This is a genomic window from Pseudonocardia sp. ZF1 (assembly GCF_056835605.1).
On record NZ_JAJNBY010000001.1, the window covers coordinates 1,986,068 to 2,002,051 of the forward strand.

Annotated in this window: 10 protein-coding genes and 1 pseudogene; 10 read left to right on the forward strand and 1 reads right to left on the reverse strand. The window is 71.4% G+C overall.

Annotated elements, in window-relative coordinates; genetic code table 11:
* Positions 1–5 precede the first annotated feature (5 nt).
* Both ZF1_RS09885 and ZF1_RS09890 read left to right on the forward strand, forming a co-directional pair.
* Positions 6–1,253: a cytochrome P450 family protein gene (locus ZF1_RS09885; protein WP_482637068.1), complete on the forward strand. Its 1,248-nt coding sequence runs from the start codon at positions 6–8 to the stop codon at positions 1,251–1,253.
* Between the two features lie 59 nt (positions 1,254–1,312).
* Complete coding sequence (locus tag ZF1_RS09890; protein WP_482637069.1) at positions 1,313–2,341, forward strand: L-tyrosine/L-tryptophan isonitrile synthase family protein; 1,029 nt, start codon at positions 1,313–1,315, stop codon at positions 2,339–2,341.
* A 554-nt stretch (positions 2,342–2,895) separates the two neighbouring features.
* Here the strand turns inward: ZF1_RS09890 and ZF1_RS09895 are convergent.
* Positions 2,896–3,852 carry a LysR substrate-binding domain-containing protein gene (locus ZF1_RS09895; RefSeq protein ID WP_482637070.1) on the reverse strand — a complete coding sequence of 319 codons (957 nt, stop codon included), beginning with the start codon at positions 3,850–3,852 and terminating at the stop codon, positions 2,896–2,898.
* A 334-nt stretch (positions 3,853–4,186) separates the two neighbouring features.
* On the opposite strand from ZF1_RS09895, the gene ZF1_RS09900 reads away from it, so the two are divergent.
* The 8 genes and pseudogenes from ZF1_RS09900 to ZF1_RS09935 all read left to right on the forward strand — a co-directional run.
* Positions 4,187–5,563 (forward strand): MFS transporter, encoded by a 1,377-nt coding sequence (locus ZF1_RS09900; RefSeq protein ID WP_482637071.1) that lies wholly within the window; start codon positions 4,187–4,189, stop codon positions 5,561–5,563.
* Positions 5,564–5,750: 187 nt separating this feature from the next.
* Positions 5,751–7,307 (forward strand): benzoate 1,2-dioxygenase large subunit, encoded by a 1,557-nt coding sequence (gene benA, locus ZF1_RS09905; protein WP_482637072.1) that lies wholly within the window; start codon positions 5,751–5,753, stop codon positions 7,305–7,307.
* Positions 7,308–7,313: 6 nt separating this feature from the next.
* The gene (gene benB, locus ZF1_RS09910; protein ID WP_178376405.1) at positions 7,314–7,856 is read left to right on the forward strand and encodes a benzoate 1,2-dioxygenase small subunit; all 543 of its coding nucleotides are present in this window, start codon (positions 7,314–7,316) and stop codon (positions 7,854–7,856) included.
* Positions 7,857–7,870: 14 nt separating this feature from the next.
* Positions 7,871–10,669 carry a benzoate 1,2-dioxygenase electron transfer component BenC gene (gene benC, locus ZF1_RS09915; protein WP_482637073.1) on the forward strand — a complete coding sequence of 933 codons (2,799 nt, stop codon included), beginning with the start codon at positions 7,871–7,873 and terminating at the stop codon, positions 10,667–10,669.
* Positions 10,670–10,739: 70 nt separating this feature from the next.
* The gene (locus ZF1_RS09920) at positions 10,740–13,394 is read left to right on the forward strand and encodes a helix-turn-helix transcriptional regulator (RefSeq protein ID WP_482637074.1); all 2,655 of its coding nucleotides are present in this window, start codon (positions 10,740–10,742) and stop codon (positions 13,392–13,394) included.
* Between the two features lie 124 nt (positions 13,395–13,518).
* Positions 13,519–14,697, forward strand: a complete 1,179-nt coding sequence (locus tag ZF1_RS09925; protein ID WP_482637075.1) for a benzoate/H(+) symporter BenE family transporter — start codon at positions 13,519–13,521, stop codon at positions 14,695–14,697.
* Between the two features lie 453 nt (positions 14,698–15,150).
* On the forward strand, positions 15,151–15,519 hold the full coding sequence (locus tag ZF1_RS09930) for an STAS domain-containing protein (RefSeq protein WP_482637076.1): 369 nt from the start codon (positions 15,151–15,153) through the stop codon (positions 15,517–15,519).
* 43 nt (positions 15,520–15,562) lie between these two features.
* Positions 15,563–15,845, forward strand: a pseudogene (locus ZF1_RS09935) (low molecular weight phosphatase family protein); the annotation flags it as partial.
* Positions 15,846–15,984: the final 139 nt, after the last annotated feature.

A 15,984-nucleotide genomic window follows, 5' to 3' on the forward strand; every position in this document is an offset into this window, starting at 1 on the left:
CGACGATGATCTCCCACCACGAGACCGAGCCGGTCCCGCTCGTCGGACCGGACTACAAGCGCGACCCCTACCCGCTCTACGCCGAGCTGCGCGGGCGCTGCCCGGTCCACCGGGTGGCGTTCCCGTCCGGTGTGCACGCCTGGCTGGTGACCGGCTACGACGCCGCCCACGCCACCCTGAACGACCGGCGTCTGGGCAAGGACCACCGCCTGGGCAACGACGGGTGGCGGGCCCGGGCGTCGATCATGCCCGAACCGCAGCACTCCCAGCTCCAGGTCCACCTGCTGCACCAGGACCCACCCACCCACACCGTCATGCGACGGCTGGTGACCGAGTCCTTCACCCCGCGGGCAGCCGAGGAACTGCGCCCCCGGCTGCAGGAGATCGCCGACCGGCTCGCCGACGACCTGACGGCCACCGATGAGCCGGTGGACCTGGTCGGCGGGTTCGCCGCCCACTTCCCCTTCGCCGCGCTGGCCCTGGCGATCGGGCTGCCCGAGGAGCTGGCGTCGCGGTTCCGGCGGGAGTGGGGCGGCGTCGTCGCCCCGGTCGGGCCGGCCGACCCGCGCCGCGCCCACTACGAAGGGCTGCTGCACGGGCTCCAGGACTACATCGCCCGTGTCGTCGACGGCGTCCGTGACCTGCCCGGCGGCGGGCTGCTCACCCGCCTCGTCGCGGCCCGCGACGCCGGCGACCTCACCGCGGAGCAGCTCGACTCCATGGTGTTCCAGCTGCTGGTCGCCGGGCAGGAGCCGGTGACCAACCAGATCACCACCGCACTGGTCGCGCTGCTGCACCGTCCCGACGAGCTCGACCGGCTCGCCGCCGATGCGGCGCTGCTGCCGCGGGCGGTGGAGGAGCTGCTGCGCTACGACAGCGCGTTCGAGCTCACCACCTGGCGGTTCCTCGCCGAGACCGACGACCTGCACGGCCGGGAGGTCCCCGCCGGGGACTCGGTGATCGTGTCGCTGTGCGCGGCCAACCGCGACCCGCGTCGCTTCGACCGAGCCGACGAGCTGGTGCTCGACCGCAGCCCCAACCCGCACCTCGCGTTCGGACACGGCATCCACTTCTGTCCCGGTGCCGCACTGGCCCGCGTCGAGCTGCAGGTCGCGTTGGGCACCCTGCTCTCCCGGCTGCCCGGCATGCGGTTCGCCACCGATCCCGCCGCACTCGACTGGACCCCGGCCGTGCTGGGCCGCGGTGTCCGCGCACTGCCCGTGACCCACGACGTGTCGTCGCACGCCCGCTGACCCGACCGACACCCACCACACCGTCGCCACCCCGTGGCGACCCGCCGATCGGAGCATCGTTGATCACCTGTGCCCCGGACCCGGTCGCCGACCGGACCCGCATCGACGCCGTCGTCGAGGACGTCCTCGACATCCTGTTGCGCCACCGGCGCGCCCCCCGCGACGAGCCGGCGCCCGACCGCTCCGCCTTCGCCCCGCAGCGCGCCCAGATCCGGGCCGCCGTCACCGCCGGGACGCCGCTGCGGCTGGTGCTGCCGGCGTTCCCCTGCAAGTCACCGAACCCGGCCAAGGTGCTCGGCAGGCTCCCCGACGCCGGGGAGCGGCTGTCGCTGCACCACCTCGACAGGGTCCGCGCCGAGATCGCCGCCGTGCACGAGCCCGGTGCGCGCGTGCTCGTCTGCTCCGACGGCCATGTCTTCGCCGATCTCATCGGCGTCCCCGACCCGCACGTCGACGACTACGGCGCGGCCCTGCGCGACCTCGCCGCCGCCGAGCGGCTGCCCGGGTTCGAGTTCTTCGACCTCTCCCACGCCTACCCCGGACGCAGCCACGACGAGCGCCGTGCGCTGCTGGACCGGCTGTGGGCCCCGTCGGTGGAGCAGCTGCGGCAGCGCTGCCGTACCGACCCCGCCGAACGCGCGCTCTACCTGGGGATCGTGCGGTTCCTCGTCGAGGACGCGGCCGACCACGAGGGCAGCCGCGCCGCTCTGCAGCGTCGCTCACGGGAGCGCTCCTACCGGGTCGTGGCCCGCAGCAACGCCTGGAGCGCGCTGGTCGCCGACCGCTTCCCCGACGGCGTCCGGCTGTCCATCCACCCGCATCCCGCCGGGTCGTCGAAGCTGGGGGTGCGCCTGGTGCCGGCCGACGACGCCTGGACCACCCCGTGGCATTCCTGCGCGGTCCGGGGACGGGACGGGACCTGGTCCCTCCAGCGGGCCGACCGGGCCCGGATCTCGGGCGGTCTCGTCAGCCGTGCGGGACGACCGGACCACATCGCCTGCGCAGAGATCGACGGTCGGGATGGCCTGTCCCTCCGCGCGTCCTCCGATCCGATGCGGGCATCGCCGGTCGGTACCTCGGAATCCTGACCTGCGGACGCGGACACGCCGACCACGGATCAGACGACCACTCCAGACATGCACTGCGTGGCCTGATCGACCACACGGATTCCCCCACGCCGACGCCTGCGGGTGGGCGAGCACCGTCCGTCCCTGCTGATGATCGAAAAAGCGTTCCAGCAGCGTGAACGTGGATTGCAGACCATGGCCGACCACCATCCCGCACGGGACTCAGGACCCGTCAGGTTGCCGGTTCGAGCCCGGACCGCCGCACTGCGTCGCAGCTCAGGGCGTTGCACCGGCGCGGACGCAGCCCTCAGGTGGATCGAATCCAACGGACCCGACGACAACTGCGCGGGGATCGATCGAGCGGCAGGTGATCGAGTGGCCCGACCACCGTTGCCGATGGGTACACACGGCAGCGTCAAGGTCGCCCGACGGGGGCGACATCACCGGCAGCTACGTCGCCAGGTGCCGGTTCCGGGACTTCGACGGCCGGACCCGGCTGACACGGTGGCCCCCGGGCGGAGTGTGTCGGGCCTGATCTGCGCGAGTCCGCAGGACCCCGCGGTCGCCTCGGTCGTCTACACCCCGGCGGGCGGTACAGCGGTGTCCTTCAGCTGAGGGCCATGCCGTCCGGTGGAAGCGCCGAGTGGGGAAGCCAGACGTGCCGCGTTCTCGGTCAGTATCTCGAGCATCTCCCGGAGGGTGTCCGAGATGTGTGTGGAGCGCCACGCGAGCGCCAGTTCCGTGTGGACGTCGTCGGCCAGCGGAACGTAGTGCACGCCGTCGACGGTGAGCGCGCGTACGGATTCCGGCAGCACGGCCACTCCGCGCCCACCGGCGACGTGCGCGAGCAGTACTGCGGTGTCCGCGGACTCCGCGGTCCGGTGGGGGAGGAATCCGGCCCGCAGGCAGGCCCGGGTGACGATCGCGTCGACGACGGAGTCGCGCACCCCGTACATGACGAAGCCGGAGCGGTTGAGGTCGGTGAGCGTCAGGGACTCACGCCGGGCGAACGGTCCGTCCGGCACGGCGGCGACCATGCGTTCCCGTACCAGGGTCCGGGTGCCGAGGGACCCGTGCCGCGAGGGTGGCCGGATGATTCCGACGTCGACCCTGTTGCCGACCAGCGCCTCCTCCTGGGCAGCGGTGAGCAGACCAGGGACGAAGCGGAGCGCGACGCCGGGTAGCAGCTCCGCGAGCAACCGTCCCATGCGGGGGAGGATGCGGTAGGCGGCGAGGCCCGTCGCGGCAACGGTCAGCACACCACGGTGTCCGACCGCCATCTGGGACAGCCGGTCCTCGGTCGACCCAATGGACGCGAGAATGCCCGGAGCCTCGTCGAACAGCGCTCGACCGGCGGCAGTCAACTCCACGGATCGGGTCGACCGCACGAACAAGGCCGTGCCGAGCTGTGACTCGAATTGACGGATTGCGTGGGTCAGCGGGGACTGGGCAATCTGCAGGCGTGTCGCAGCAGTGCTGAAATGGCGCGTCTCGGCCACTGCGACGAAGTACCTGAGCTGTCGTAGGTCCACGAAGCACCTCCATGGGGACCGTATCTCGGCCCATCCTGCAGCCGCAAAGACTGAATCCTTCTGAAACTAGACCCGGCATCGATCAGTGATGTCCTGGTCGGGGCTAGGTATATGTCGGGGTCCGTTCGGCGGTCAGCGCCGCCGACCAGGATGAAAGCCGCCTGTGCGAGTATTTTACCTGTCCTTGACTCTTGCTTTCGCGCCTGCGCACTATGTGCGCCGACCCCGTTCTTGATGCGAAATCGGGACCGGACCTGCCGGCTGAAGAATCGGATCTCGGCCGGGCAGATCGAAATCATGTCACCGGCGGTGCCGGCACACGGAGGAGTGGACGATGACGTCAGCAGGTCAGGCAAGGGCCGATGAGGGTGAGCCGGATCTGCGGCGCCGCACCATCAGATGGATCGTCGGGCTCGCGCTCGTGGGCTTGATCTTCGACGGGTATGACCTCGTCGTGTACGGCACCCTGGTGCCGATCTTCCTGCGGGACGCGAGCCACATCGGTCCGGTCGACCCGACGTTGGCCGGAGCTCTCGGCAGCTACGCGCTGGTCGGAGTGTTGGTCGGTGCGCTGATGGCGGGGAGCGTGGCGGACATCGTCGGTCGTCGGAAGGTCATGCTGACCGCCTACGCCTGGTTCTCGGTCGGGATGCTCGCGACCGCCTTCACCGCGTCGGCCGGGGCCTTCGGCGTCCTGCGCTTCGTGACGGGTCTCGGGGTAGGGGCTCTGGTCGCCACGACCGGCGCTCTGGTCGCGGAGTTCGCACCGCCCGGCAGGAAGAACCTCTGCAACGCCATCACCTACTCGGGGGTACCGCTGGGGAGCCTCCTCGCCGCGCTGCTCGCCATCCTGCTCCTGCCGGTCATCGGATGGCGCGGGATGCTCCTGATCGGCGGTCTGCCACTGGTCACCCTGCTGCCGCTCGCGCTGCTCAGGATGCCCGAGTCCCCGGCGTGGCTGATGTCGCGGGGACGGGTCGAGGAGGCCGAGAGGACTGCGCGACGCTGCGGCATCCCCCTGGCCGAGATCACGGCACGCCCGACGGACTCGGCAACCTCCGATCAGGAGGCCGACGGTCGGCCCGGTTTCGGCGGACTCTTCCGTGACTATCTGACGCCGACCATCCTGCTGGGGCTGATGAGCGCGGTCGGTCTTCTGCTGGTGTACGCGCTCAACACCTGGTTGCCCGAGCTCATGGGTCGTGCCGGCTTCTCGACGTCGGGCTCCCTCGGATTCCTCCTCGTTCTCAACGGCGGTGCTGTCCTGGGGGCCTTGTTCGCCAGCCGTCTGGCCGACCGTTTCGGGCCCAAGCGGGTGGTCGCGGGAAGCTTCGCGGTCGGGGCCGTTGCCATCGTGCTGATGACGATCGACCTGCCGCTGGGCGCCCTGATGGCCCTTGTCGCCATCGTCGGTCTGGGCACGAGCGGAACCCAGATCCTGATCTACGGCTTCGTCGCCACCTATTACCGGACGAGCGTGCGCAGCGCCGGAGTCGCGTGGTGTGCCGGGTTCGGCCGGCTCGGCGGTGTCGGTGGTCCGTTGGTGGGAGGACTGATGGTGGCCTCCGGGCTCGCGCTCGACTCGATCTTCTACGTACTCGCAGCCCTGGCGGTCGTCGGTGGACTGCTGACCTGGGTGGTTCCGGCGACCCATCGGCCGTCCGTGCGACGGCCGGCGACCCGGGACTCGGCTCCGGTCGCAGGGAACTGATGTCTGATCGGTCGTTTCTGACCATGTCGGTCTCGAATGGGACGCACCGGGTCCGCATCGACGGATTCGGTGCACCCCCTGGGTCAGGACTGGGCATCCACCCAGTGTGCGCAGGAGCGGCACATGCGAACTTGCCTGTGACGCTGCCATCCGGCGCACACCGGAGTGACCACCACGGAGGACCGTCATGACCGAAGACCTCGCGCATCTCGAGACCCTGCTGGAATCGGCCGTCGTCGAGGACCGGGACGCCGGCATCTACCGCGCCAACCGTCGGATCTTCACCGACGAGGAGATCTTCGACCTGGAGATGAAGCACATCTTCGAGGGGAACTGGATCTTTCTCGCGCACGAGAGCCAGCTCCCGAACAATGGTGACTACCTCACCGGTCACATCGGCCGGCAGCCGATTCTCATCACCCGTGACAAGCAGGGTGAACTGCACTGCCTCATCAACGCCTGTGCCCACCGCGGAGCGATGCTCTGCCGGCGTAAGACCGACAACCGACTGACCATCACCTGTCCGTTCCACGGGTGGACCTTCCGCAACGACGGGAAGCTGCTGAAGGTCAAGGAGCCCGACGGGGCCGGCTATCCGGAGAACTTCGCCACCGAGGGATCGCACGACCTGACGAAGGTGGCGCGCTTCGAGTCCTACCGCGGGTTCCTGTTCGGGTCGCTGAACCCCGACGTCGTGCCGCTGGCCGAGCACCTGGGCGACACCACCAAGGTCATCGACATGCTCGTCGACCAGTCCCCGGAGGGCCTGGAGGTGCTGCGCGGCAGCTCGTCCTACACCTTCGACGGGAACTGGAAGGTCCAGGCCGAGAACGGCGCCGACGGCTACCACGTCTCCTCGGTGCACTGGAACTACGCCGCGACCACGTCGCGACGTGGCTCGGGCGAGTCCACGAACGACACCAAGGCGCTCGACGCCGGCGGCTGGGGCAAGTCCGGAGGGGGCTACTGGTCGTACCCCAACGGCCACCTGTGCCTGTGGACGTGGGCGGCGAACCCGCAGGACCGCCCGCTGTGGAGCGAGATGGACACGCTCAAGGAGCAGTTCGGCGACGCCAAGGGCGAGTTCATGGTCAAGGGCAGCCGCAACCTGTGCGTCTACCCGAACGTCTACATCATGGACCAGTTCTCCACCCAGATCCGGATGTTCCGGCCCATCGCGCCGGACAGGACCGAGGTGACGATCTACTGCATCGCACCCAAGGGGGAGAGCGACGCCGCCCGCGCCCACCGGATCCGCCAGTACGAGGACTTCTTCAACGCCTCGGGCATGGCCACCCCGGACGACCTGGAGGAGTTCCGCTCCTGCCAGCTCACCTTCCACGCCACCACTGCGCCGTGGAACGACATGTCCCGCGGAGCCGAGCACTGGCTCACCGGCCCCGACGAGGTCGCCAAGGCCCTCGACATGAACGGCGTGATCTCCGCCGGGGTCAAGAACGAGGACGAGGGCCTCTACCCCGTCCAGCACGGCTACTGGCAGAAGATCATGCGGGCCGCCGCGGCGAAGGAGGCCGCGGGTGACGGGCACGACGCGCACGGGCACGGCTCGCTCACCGCCGAGGACCGTCGTGCCGCGAACGGGGAGGGAGCGGGTGCGAACCGCTCTGTGAACGGCAACGGCTCCGCCAAGGGCAACGGGAGGCGGCGAACGTCCACCGGTTCCGGCAGCACCGCCAGGCGGACCACCCGCGCCACGTCGACGACCGCTGCGGCGAAGGGCTGACACGCGATGACCACCACCGAGAAGCGCAACGGCACCGCCGCACCGGCCACGGGCGGGAAGCTCATCACGCAGAACATGATCGAGCAGTTCCTCTACCGCGAGGCCCGCTACCTCGACGACCGCGAGTTCGAGAAGTGGCTCGAGTGCTACGCCGACGACGTCGTCTACTGGATGCCGTCCTGGGACGACGACGACCGGCTCACCGAGGACCCGCAGCGCGAGATCTCACTGATCTACTACGGCAACAAGGGAGGCCTGGAGGACCGGGTGTTCCGGATCCGGACCGAGCGGTCGTCGGCGACGTCGATCCCCGAGCCGCGGACCAGCCACAACATCTCCAACGTCGAGGTCATCGAGCGCCGAGGTGACCTGGTCGACATCCGGTTCAACTGGCACACCATGTACTTCCGGTACAAGACCATCGACCCGTACTACGGCACGTCGTTCTACACGATCGACTTCTCCGGGGACGCCCCGCTGATCCGCCGCAAGACCGTGGTGCTGAAGAACGACTACATCCACCACGTCGTCGACATCTACCACTTCTAGAAGGGAGGACGGCGATGACCGTCACCGCTGACGCTCCGTCCTCCACCGGTACCGGTACGGCGGCCCACAAGGTCGCGCTGTCGTTCGAGGACGGGGTCACCCGGTTCATCGAGTGCCGCGAGGACCAGAGCGTCGCCGACGCGTCCTATCGGGCCCGGATCAACATTCCCGTCGACTGTTCCGACGGGGCGTGTGGCACCTGCAAGGCCTTCTGCGAGTCCGGCAGCTACGACGGCGGCTCGTACCTGGAGGACGCGCTGACCGACGACGAGGCCGAACAGGGCTACCTGCTGGCCTGCCAGGCCACGCCGCGTTCGGACATGGTCGTGCAGATCGCCACGACCTCGGCCGTCGCGAAGACCTCGGCGGCCACCCACCGGGGCACCGTCACCGCGGTGAACCGTCTGTCGGACACCACCGTCGACCTGCGCATCGAGATCGAGCAGCGCGACAAGCTGGCGTTCCTGCCCGGCCAGTACGTCAACATCGCCGTGCCGGGCACAGAGGTCACCCGGTCGTACTCGTTCTCCAACGGGCCCGACGAGACCGAGCTGAGCTTCCTCGTGAAGATCACGCCCGGCGGCACGATGTCGGAGTACCTCGACCAGCGTGCCGCGGCCGGCGACGAGATCGAGCTGACCGGCCCGCACGGCAGCTTCTTCCTGCGCGAGTCCGAGGCGCCGCTGTTGCTGCTCGCCGGCGGGACCGGGCTGGCCCCGATCCTGTCCATCCTGCGCACGCTGGCGGCCACCGGGAGCGAGCGGCCGGTGCACCTGTTCTACGGCGCGACGACCGACGACGACGTCGTCGAGCTGGACACGCTGCGGGGCCTGGCCGAGAAGACCGGTCTCACCTGGGACTACTGCGTCGCCGACAAGCAGACCGCGGCGCCGAACCAGGGTTACGTGACCGCGCTGATCGAGGCCGAGCACCTGCACCACGGTGACGCCGCGGTGTACCTATGCGGCCCCCCGCCGATGGTGGAGGCGGTGCGGACGTTCTTCTCCGACGAGGGGCACGAGCCGGCCGGATTCTACTTCGAGAAGTTCGCGCTGGCCGCCGCCCCGGACGAGAAGGCGGGGGAGAAGGCCGCCCCCGAGCCCTCGGCCCAGACACCCGACACCGACGGTGCGGAGGCCGAGACCGAGGAACCGGCCGAGCCCGAGACCACCGTGGCCGCGCCGTCCGATGTGGATGGGCACTTCCAGACCCTCGGTGGCCGGGAGGGCCGTGGCATCAACGGGCAGGCCGTCACGATGTTCGGCGACCCCGAGCCCCTGTTCGGCGGGGGCCGGCCGGAGTCGGTCGGGTCCGCCGACGCGGTGTGGCGCATCACCGGTCAGCAGATCAGCGCCGCGTTCGGCGCCGGTGGGGACCTCACCGACCTCGACGACGACGCCGACCTGATCGTCAGCGCGGACGCGCGGTCGATGCAGGCCCAGGAGCTCGGACGCTCCGACGACCTCCGGCCGCTGGTCGAGCCCGCGCCCGCGTCCCGCCCCGCGGAGTCCGTCGTGGTCGCTGCCGACGGCTACGAGATCGGTGAGGAGCACCCGTCGATCCAGAAGTCCGACGCGATCTTCGACGCCCGTCAGGGCCTCGAGCTCGGGGCGCTCGAGCTGGTCATCGGGCGGATCGACAGCCAGCGGATCGCGGGCTACCGGCTGCTCGCCCAGGCGACCGTGCCCTACGTCGACCGGGAGAACGCGCGCTTCACCGACGCGCACACCTACACCGAGACGAACGCCGCGTTCCACGACTACCTGTTCACCCTGACCGGCAACGAGCACCTGCTGCACGCCTACCAGGCACTCGGGGTCAAGGGGGCGATGGCGGAGACGCTGCGGTCCGCGGTGTGGTGCCACCCGGACTGCGCGCAGGACCACCTCGACATCGTCGACGCGTTCGAGGCCGGGGACCGTGACGCCGCGCGGGCCCTGATCGTCGAGCACGCGCAGCACTCCAAGGACACGATGCGTCGCGCCATGCGCGACACCGAGGAACGCCGGCGGCCCCGGTTCGTCACGCCGGGCCGTTTCGCCGGGAAGGTCGTGCTGGTCACCGGCGCGGCACAGGGCATCGGAGAGTGCACGGCCCGGCGCATCGCGGCCGAGGGCGGCACGCTCGTGCTGGCCGACCGCGCCGAGCACGTGCACGAGCTCGCCGACGAACTGGCCGGGGACGGGTCCGAGGAGTCGACGTCGATCGGCGTCACCGCCGACCTGGAGACCTGGGAGGGTGCCTCGGCGGTCGTCGACGCCGCGATCGAACGGTTCGGACGCATCGACGTCTCGATCCACACCGTGGGTGGCACGATCTGGGCCAAGCCGTTCGAGCACTACCCGCCCGAGCAGATCCAGGCCGAGATCAACCGGTCGCTGTGGCCGACCCTGTGGTGCTGCCGCGCGGTCGCCCCGCACATGGTCGAACAGGGTGGCGGGACCATCGTGAACGTCTCCTCGGTGGCCACCCGCGGGCTCAACCGGGTGCCGTACGCGGCGGCGAAGGGCGGGGTCAACGCGATCACCTCGACCCTGGCCCTGGAGCTGGCCCCGCACGGGATCCGGGTCGTGGCCACCGCCCCCGGTGGCACGGACGCCCCGCCGCGACGGACCCCGCGCGGCCCTGCCCCGCAGGACGAGCAGGAACGTGACTGGTACGCCACGATCGTCGAGCAGACGACCGAGTCGTCGCTGATGAAGCGCTACGGCACGCTCGACGAGCAGGCAGCCGCACTCACGTTCCTGGCGTCCGACGAGGCGTCCTACATCACCGGGACGATCCTGCCGGTGGCCGGCGGCGACCTGGGGTGAGCCCGGAGCCGGTGCCGGGACGTCACGTCGCGCGTCCCGGCCCGGTGTCGTGACCACGAGGATCGGATGCATGATGCTGCTCGAAGGGCGTGACACCGTCGTCACCCAGCTGTCCGCGTACCGGCGGCGCGCGGCCACCGCCGCGTGCATGGTCGCGCTGACCGGCCCGCCGGGGTCGGGCAGGACCGCCGTGCTCGACGCCGTCGCACGGACGTCCGACGGCGTGGTGCTCCGCGGACGTGCGGCGCGCTGGGAACGGTCGCGTGCGGGCGGAGTGGTCGCGCAGCTCCTCGGGACGCCGGAGGTGGACGGGACCGCGTTCGAGTGGGCCGAGCGCCTCGCCGGACGGATCGGTGACGGAGCCGGGCTGGTCGTCGTCGACGACGCCCACGAGTCCGATCTGCTGTCGCTCCAGGCGTTGAGCACCTTGGTCGCCCATCATCCCCGGACGACGGTCCTCGTCGTGTTGGCGTTCGACCCCGCCCGCGCGGATCGGGAGCACCACGAGGTCCTGGCACACGCCGAGGGCACCGTGCGCCTCGATCCGCTCGACGTGCGCAGTGTCGCGGCGATCGCCGCCGCGCGTGGTCGCCCGCTGACGCCGCTCACGGCCGAGCGGCTGCGCCGCCACACCCGGGGCAACCCACGCCACGTCACGGCCCTGATCGACGAGGTCGACCCCGACGAGTGGGCGGACCCGTTCCTGCGGCTCCCCCCACCGGCGGCGGTGTCGGTCGCCGTCCGCGCCGAGCTCGATCTGCTCGATGAGAACGCACGCACCCTGGTGGAGGCCGTCTGTGTTCTGGGGGAACGGGTCGAGCTGCACGAGGCGGCCCGTCTCGCCCAGCTCGACGACGTCCTCGGGCCGCTGGGCGAGGCGTCCGCCGCCCGGCTGGTGACCCGGGGCGGTGGGCAGCTGGGACCCACGGTCGGTCCGCCCGATCCCATGGTGCGCGCCGCGGTGCTCGACCACCTCGGCCCCGCCCGCGCCGCCGAGCTCCGGCGGCGCGCCGCCACCCTGGTCGAGCAGCCGGATCGGTGCCTGCGCTACCTCGCCGCCGCCACGACCGGTCGCGACCCGGAACTCGCGGAACGCCTCGACGCACTCTCGGACGAGGCGGCAGCCGACGGCCGGTGGAGCACCGTGGCAGGCCTGCTGCTCGACGCGAGCCGGCTGACCGACGAACGGGCCCGGCGCGAGAGCCGCCTCACCCGGGCCGTCGACGCGATGATCGGCGCCGGAGAGGGTCTGGATGCACAGGCTCTGGTCCCGGTGGTGGAGAGCCTGCGGGAGACGCCGCTGCGCAACGCCGTTCTCGGCTACCTCGCGATCATCGAGGGCAAGGCCGGTGAGGCCGGTGCCCGGCTGAGCCGGGCCTGGGAGCTCACCGATGCCGACGCCGACCCCCGCACCGCTGCACTGGTCGCGCAACGCCATGTGCTCCACGCGCTCGGACGGTGCCGGGGGACCGACATCGTCGACTGGACCGACCGCGTCGCACACCGTGCCGAGCCGGGCTCACCCGAAGCGGTGGAGGCTGCCGCGATCCGGGGTCTCGGACTGGCCGCCTCGGGTGATCCCGCCGGTGCGGCCGAGGCCTACCGGCTGGCCGCCGACCAGATCCGCCACGGCGCCCAGCACCAGCGGATCACGATGGGCCGAGGCTGGCTCGCCGTCGTGACCGACGACGTCGACGAGGCCCGACCGGAGCTGGAGAGCGCCACCCCGACGACCCAGCTGGGCGGCTCGTCCCGCATCTCCCTGTGGGCCTGGGGCTGGCTTGCCCGCGCCCGTTTCCTCGGCGGCGACTGGGACGGCGCGCTCGCCGCGGTGGACGGCGGCCGCGCGCTGGGGGAGCGCACCGGCATCGCCCTGACGATGCCGCTCATCGAGTGGACCGCCGCGCAGGTGCACTCCCTGCGCGGCGAGTCCGACGCCGCCGACCGCGCCGCCCGCCGCAGCGAGTCGTGGGGTACGGCGTACGAGATCATGCGTGTGCCCGCGGTGCTCGCGCGGGCACACATCGCCGAGTCGGCGGCCGACTACGAACGTGTCGTGCGTGTGCTCGCCCCGCTCGACCGGCCCGGCTCCGGTGGATGCCTGGAGGAACCCGGGTGGTGGCCGTGGACGGACGTCTACGCGAACGCCCTGGTGATGACCGGGCGGCTCGACGAGGCAGACCGGTTCCTGCGCCCGCACGAGAGCCGCGCGGCGGAACGCGGCCACCGCTCCACCGCCGCCCGGCTCGGCTACGCCCGCGGCAGGTGGCACGGCGCGCACGGCGACATCGACGCCGCGACGTCGTCGTTCGAGGCGGCCCTGCGCACCCTCGACGGGATGGCGCTGCGCTACGACCGGGCCCGGATCCACTTCGCGTACGGACAGACGCTCCGCAGGGCGGGCAAGCGACGCGATGCCGACACCGTCCTGCTCGTCGCGCGCGAGCTCTTCGACTCCCTCGGGGCGACGACCTACGTCGCGCGGTGCGATCGGGAGGTCCGGGCCGGTGGGATCGGCGCCGGCCGCGACGACCGGGCCGCGGTCGACCTGACGCCACAGGAGACCGCCGTCGCCGAGCTCGTCACCCGCGGTATGGCCAACCGTGAGGTGGCAGCGGAGCTACACGTGTCCACCAAGACCGTGCAGTACCACCTGACCCGCATCTACGCGAAGTTCGGCGTCCGCACCCGGGCCGAGCTCATCGCCCGTCACGACCCCGGGTGAGCCGGCCCGCCCGGGTCCGGCCGATCCGCACTTCTCAGGAAAGGTGCTCATGACGACGACGGATCGTCCCGCTGCGGTGGACCGGTTTGAACGCCCCCCGCTGCCGGTCACACGTCCTGGAAGGGTGTTCCGGGACCTCGGTCCGCAGTACCTGGCGAACGGCCTGATCGGGCTGATCTTCGCGGCGACGGGCCCCGTGGCGGTCATCCTGGCCGTCGGCACGCAGGGCGGCCTCGACCAGGGCCAGATCGCGTCGTGGATCTTCGGGGTCTTCTTCCTCAACGGCGTACTGACCGTCGTCGCCAGCTGGGTGTATCGGCAGCCGCTGGCGTTCCTGTGGACCATCCCCGGCAGCGTGCTGATCGGCCCGGCTCTCGGGCACCTCTCGTGGGCGGAGGTCGTCGGCGCCTACCTGGTGACGGCCGGGGTCGTCCTGGTGCTCGGTCTGAGCGGCTGGATCCGGGTCGCGATGGCGGTGATCCCGATGCCCATCGTCATGGGCATGGTCGCCGGGGTGTTCCTGGGGTTCGGCACCGGTCTCGCCCGGGCGGTCACCGGGGACGTGGCGATCGCCGCGCCGATGGTCGTGGTGTTCCTTCTGCTCACGGCCTGGGCTCCGGCCGCACGGCGGGTTCCACCCGTCGTCGGAGCTCTGGCTGTCGGGGTGCTCGCCGTCGCGGTCACCGGGTCGTTCCGCTATGCGCCCGGCGACGCGGGATGGCTCGCCGCTCCCGTCCTGGTGGCCCCGGCCTGGTCGTGGCAGGCCGTGCTCGAACTCGTCGTCCCGCTGGCCGTCACCGTCGTCGTGGTGCAGAACGGGCAGGGCGTGGCGGTACTGCGCGCCGCGGGGCACGACGTCCCGGTCAACGTCGCGACGGCCCTGTGCGGGATGTGGTCGGCGCTGGCGGCGGCCGTCGGCGCGGTCTCGACCTGCCTCACCGGACCGACGAACGCCCTGCTGACCGTGTCCGGTTCCCGTCAGCGGCAGTACACGGCCGGTATCACCTGCGGTGTGTTGGCGATGGCCTTCGGCGCGCTGGCCCCGCTGTTCACGAACCTGATGCTCGCGGCGCCACCTGCCTTCGTCGCCACCCTGGGTGGGCTGGCGATGCTCAAGGTGCTGCAGGCGGCCTTCGTCGCGGCCTTCGGGCAGCGCTTCACACTCAGCGCGCTGGTCACCTTCGTGGTGACCGCGTCCGGCGTCACGGTGCTGAACATCGGTGGTCCGTTCTGGGGCCTGGTCGTCGGAGTCGCGGTGGCCTGGCTGGTGGAGCGGGAGGACCTCCGCACGTCCGCGGCCTGAGTCGGCGTCCCTACCTCGGACCCGCGGTCCTCCTGACCGAGCTGTCCGCGCGCACCCGGTGGACGGGGGTCGAGGTGTCCTGGACAGCGCGTCGCCGGCCGGTCATCCGGCCGGGCCGGGCCGAGCGGGTGGTGTCGAGGATCGGCTCGGGTCGGCAGGGGACGAGCATTCCGAGGCTCCGGTGTCGTCGGTGGTGGATGTCCCGGGCCGAACGGCGATCGCCGAGCCCGCGGCTCCGAGCAGCCTCCCGGTGAGCGCGAGGACGCGCGCACCGGGCATGTGTGGGGAGCCGTCGTCCGGGTAGACGCACGACCACGGGTTGAGAGACAGCTCGCCGTCCGCCGGGCGCGCACCGTGCGCCCGAACCCGCGCTGGGGGCCGATCATGCACACTCGTGGTCCTGCGACCGCCGACGGTCACCACCCACCCCCGCCGCCCGCCGGGCGTCCGTCGGTGGACCGGCCGGTCGACGGCACGGCCGTGATCCGTACCTCGGGTCGTCTCGACGCGGCAGGTGGTGCCCGGTTGCTGCGCCTGCTCGACGCGCAGATCGAGATGGCCCGCGGCGGCCACCGACGGCTCGACGCCGTCGTCGTCGACATCTCGGCGGTGGACACGATCAGCCGAGGTGGGCCCGAGGCGCTCGCGCACGCCCAGTACGCCTGTTCCCGTCGTCGGATCGACTTCGTGATGGGCGGGGCCGTCGATCTGTGGTCCCTGTCTCCCGCCGCGCGACGGCGGCTGGGTGCGCTCACCTGGTATCCGACCGTCGATCTGGCCGTCGCCTCCATCGGGGGAGGGTCCGCGGACCACCACGGCTGATGGCGGTGCCGCGACGGGTGCACCTCCCGAATCGGAGGGTCCGTCCGGATCCGTACCGGCCGACCCGATCGACCCCGCCGTCCGCGAGGTCATGGCAGAGATCGGTATCGACCGGTACCACGCCTTCCCCGAGCTCCTCACCGCCGACGTCGTCCAGGCCCCGTACGTCGTGATCACCACGGGCTGCGGCGACGCCTGCCCGGTCTTCCCCCGGCACGCGTCACCCCGACCGGCAGCTCGACGACTCCGCGGGCCGTACCGCCGAGCAGGCCCGCCCCGTCCGCGACGACATCGACCCACGGGTCCGAGCCCTGCTCACCGAGCTGACCGCCGACCTCGGCGGACCGACCCGGGCCCCGACCCGGGACGGCCGTGTGCCGGCACCCGCGGGGAGCGGGCACCGGCACACGGAGGTCGGTCGGGGACGCCCCGGTCGCGTGGGTGGGGTCCCTCCCCGACGTCGTC

What these genes read in the sequence shown, in the direction of transcription:
- ZF1_RS09885 (WP_482637068.1), top strand. Translation starts at nt 6, where the DNA reads ATGATCTCCCACCACGAGACCGAGCCGGTCCCGCTCGTCGGACCGGAC.
- benC (WP_482637073.1), top strand. Translation starts at nt 7,871, where the DNA reads ATGACCGTCACCGCTGACGCTCCGTCCTCCACCGGTACCGGTACGGCG.
- ZF1_RS09900 (WP_482637071.1), top strand. Translation starts at nt 4,187, where the DNA reads ATGACGTCAGCAGGTCAGGCAAGGGCCGATGAGGGTGAGCCGGATCTG.
- ZF1_RS09920 (WP_482637074.1), top strand. Translation starts at nt 10,740, where the DNA reads ATGATGCTGCTCGAAGGGCGTGACACCGTCGTCACCCAGCTGTCCGCG.
- benB (WP_178376405.1), top strand. Translation starts at nt 7,314, where the DNA reads ATGACCACCACCGAGAAGCGCAACGGCACCGCCGCACCGGCCACGGGC.
- benA (WP_482637072.1), top strand. Translation starts at nt 5,751, where the DNA reads ATGACCGAAGACCTCGCGCATCTCGAGACCCTGCTGGAATCGGCCGTC.